Raw genomic sequence first — 3241 nt, 5'->3', positions numbered from 1 at the left:
AGGGCATCCACAACAGCTTTACTACCATGAACTTGGATTTCAGCCATATCTTCACCTGTGTAGCTCTCAGGGCCTGGAAACCATAGGATCAATCCCTGATCAATGAGCTCAGAAGTGTTGATTTTATTGATTTTTCTCAAAGTAGCCATCCTTGGCTTGGGCAAATCTTTACCAGTTAATAATTTAATAACTTTTGAAGTATGTGTCCCAGATATTCTAATAACTGCAACACCAGAAATTCCTGGTCCTGATGATAGTGCATAAATTGTCATCAGTTTTTATTATAGCTATATATTATCTTTAATTATATAAATTTTTATGATCATTTGGTTGGCTTCCTATCCTAAAAGTGGCAATACTTTTGTCAGAGCCTTTCTATCAGCATATTATTTTTCCAAAAACGGTGAATTTGATTTTAGCCAAATTTCAAGAATTGACCAATTTCCGCATGAAAAATATTTTAAAGAGAAAGTTAACAGTATAAACGAAGCATCAAAACAATGGGTGCCTATTCAAAAAGAAATTAATAAAGATAAAAAAATCAGATTTTTTAAAACGCATAGCTTTTTAGGTAATTATCAGGGCAATCAATTTACCTCACCCGAAACCACTCTTGGTGCAATTTATATAGTTAGAGACCCAAGAAATGTATTAAGCTCTCTAAAAAATCATTATTCTTTTGATGATAATAAAGCTCTCGAAATGATTAAAGATAAAACAAGAAGCCTAATGTCCAACAATGGGTCACATGCGTCCCTTACTTATATAAGTTCTTGGGCTGAAAATTATTTGTCTTGGTTTAGCAACAATCAATTTAGGAGGCTTTTTGTAAAATATGAAGATCTTATATCAAATAAGTATGAAACTTTTAGAGATATAATTGTTTTTACAAATACTCTTATGAACAGAGTGGAGGGTGTAAATAAATCAAAATTACAAAAAGCAATTGAGACGACAAATTTTGATGTTCTTAAAAAAAGGGAGATGAGTGAGGCCTTTGATGGATCAGAAACTAGTTTTAAAAGCTGGAGAAAATTTCACTCAGAAAATAAAAATTTATTTTTTAACCTTGGTCCAGAAAATAATTGGAAAAAAATTTTAAATTCAGAAATTTCTAAAGAAATTGAAATTAGTTTTGAAAAAGAGATGAAACAATTGGGATATTTATAAAAAATTAAATTTATTAATTTTTTTTATAAACGTTTATTATTAACTCCTCAAAATCCTTAGCAAACTGAACAGTATCAAATAATGGTGAAGAAAGTGCTTTATTTCTTAAATTTATTCCATAGCTTTTATTTAAATCCTTCTTTTGTGTCAGGGAAATTGCTTTATTAAAATAATCTTCGTCATCATTTGCAATCAAATCATCCATTTTAATATTTTTAAGAATACTTTCTCCACATCTTGAATTAAAATTAAATCCTCGCATTGTCAGTACTGGCAGCCCCATTAGAATTGCTTCATAGGAGGTTGTAACCCCAGGATATGGAAAAGTGTCAAGAGCAACATCAGCTTTGTTATATAATTTTAGATGATCTGATATATTTTTTTCTCTTTCAAAAAAAATAATTTGTTCTTTGTCTACCCCATTCAAAGTAAATTTTTTTAAAACATTATTTTTTAAATCTTCACCACCTATTAGGGAATTTTTAAGTAAAAGATTCGATTTGGTCTCTTTTAAAATTTTTGACCATACTTCAATTGTTCTGTCAGAAATTTTCTGAAAATTATTGAATGAGCAAAATGTGAAATCAGAACTATTTTTATTTATTTCCTTTTCAATATCCGGAAGTTGAGTTGGGGGTGAAAGGGCATTCCATATATTTGGTAAATATAGTATTTTTTCCTTATAAAAATTGTGCTCGTCTGATTTGATTAAATTTTTATCTGATATTAAATAATCCATGTTTTTTGAGCCTAAAGTATTATTGTAACCAAGCCATTCGATTTGGATTTTTGCACATCTTCTTACTATGGTCTCAAATCTATTGCCATTTGTAAATCCACTTAGATCAATAAGGATATCAAGTTTAAGAGATCTAAGATAATTAGTTAGATCATTATCAGAATAATCCTCAATATCATGCCATTTTTGAACTATTTTTTTAAGTTCCTCACTGACATCATCTTGATCCTTGGGTTTAAGATTGCTTATTAAGTGAATTTCAAAAGTTGATTTATCGATTTGTTTCAGAACATCTTTTAAAAAATGAGACACTGAATGAATTTTAAAATCAGCTGATAAAAACGAGATTTTAATTTTATCATTATTTTTCCAATCAAACGAAAATTTATCATTTTTAATATCTAATTTTTTTTCTACAATATCTACATAAGCTAAACATTCTGCTAAATAATCTTTTTGGGAAATGCCACTTGTGTAATTTAAAGAAGATATAAACGGCAATCTTCCCTCTTTTTTATTTGGTAATATAGAATATAATTTTCTGAATAATTTATGCGACTCTTGTCTGTTTCCAAGATAAAAATTTATTCTTGCTAATCCTTCTATTATTTTTACATCTGTGTCATCTTTTTCATAAGCCTTTAAAGCTAATGGCAAAACATCTTTAAAAACCTTAGTTTTAAAACTGACTGCTATCATATTATATAAAGACTGAAGGTGTTTTTTATTTGACTGATAAACTTTTCCAAATAGTAAAGAAGACAACAATAATTCTTTATTTTTTGATGTATCATCTAAATAAATTGAAGATGCATAATAAAACATTATTACAGGTTGCTGATCTTCAATATCTCCAAGCATATCCGCCTCAAATCGAAGTCTTTTATACTGTTTATTATCTAAATAAGTTAAAAATTTCTTAGCAAGATCTTGGTTAAGATCAATCATTTAAAATATTAAGCGGGTTTATTCATTGAGTTAAAAAACTCCGAATTATTTTTAGTATCTTTTAATTTTGAATTAATAAATTCAATAGCGTCCATTGTACCCATTGGCGCTATAATTCTTCTTAATACATTCATTTTTTGAAGGTCATTTTTATCGAACAACAGTTCTTCTCTTCTTGTTCCAGATTTGGTAATATCAATTGCTGGGTAGATTCTTTTGTCCGCTATTTTTCTATCTAATACCGTTTCACTATTTCCAGTTCCTTTAAATTCTTCAAAAATTACTTCATCCATTCTACTTCCTGTATCAATTAAGGCTGTTGAAATAATGGTTAATGAACCTCCTTCCTCAATATTTCTTGCGGCACCAAAAAAATCTTTTGGG

General features: G+C 28.5%; 2 protein-coding genes and 2 pseudogenes. 1 reads left to right on the top strand and 3 read right to left on the bottom strand.

All coding sequences use genetic code 11. The features are described 5' to 3' along the window. Positions 1 to 272: pseudogene (locus AMN83_RS02880) on the bottom strand (tRNA uridine-5-carboxymethylaminomethyl(34) synthesis GTPase MnmE); the annotation flags it as partial. Between the two features lie 46 nt (positions 273 to 318). Between AMN83_RS02880 and AMN83_RS02875 the strand changes: the two are divergent. Further along, entirely contained in the window at positions 319 to 1170 is an 852-nt protein-coding gene (locus tag AMN83_RS02875) for a sulfotransferase domain-containing protein (protein ID WP_075504190.1), read from the top strand. A 13-nt stretch (positions 1171 to 1183) separates the two neighbouring features. Here the strand turns inward: AMN83_RS02875 and AMN83_RS02870 are convergent, their stop codons facing one another. Together AMN83_RS02870 and AMN83_RS02865 are read right to left on the bottom strand one after the other, a co-directional pair. Further along, positions 1184 to 2857, bottom strand: coding sequence for an O-linked N-acetylglucosamine transferase, SPINDLY family protein (locus tag AMN83_RS02870; protein WP_075504189.1), 1674 nt, complete (start codon positions 2855 to 2857; stop codon positions 1184 to 1186). Positions 2858 to 2865: 8 nt separating this feature from the next. Then, positions 2866 to 3241: pseudogene (locus tag AMN83_RS02865) on the bottom strand (transcription termination factor Rho); the annotation flags it as partial.

Source organism: Candidatus Pelagibacter communis, assembly GCF_001180025.1.
Lineage (GTDB): Bacteria > Pseudomonadota > Alphaproteobacteria > Pelagibacterales > Pelagibacteraceae > Pelagibacter > Pelagibacter ubique_A.
This window is presented reverse-complemented; position numbering and strand designations above follow the sequence as displayed.

Bases quoted from the DNA above. Each gene is read 5' to 3' on its own strand.
- AMN83_RS02870 (WP_075504189.1), bottom strand. From the start codon at position 2,857: ATGATTGATCTTAACCAAGATCTTGCTAAGAAATTTTTAACTTATTTA.
- AMN83_RS02875 (WP_075504190.1), top strand. From the start codon at position 319: ATGATCATTTGGTTGGCTTCCTATCCTAAAAGTGGCAATACTTTTGTC.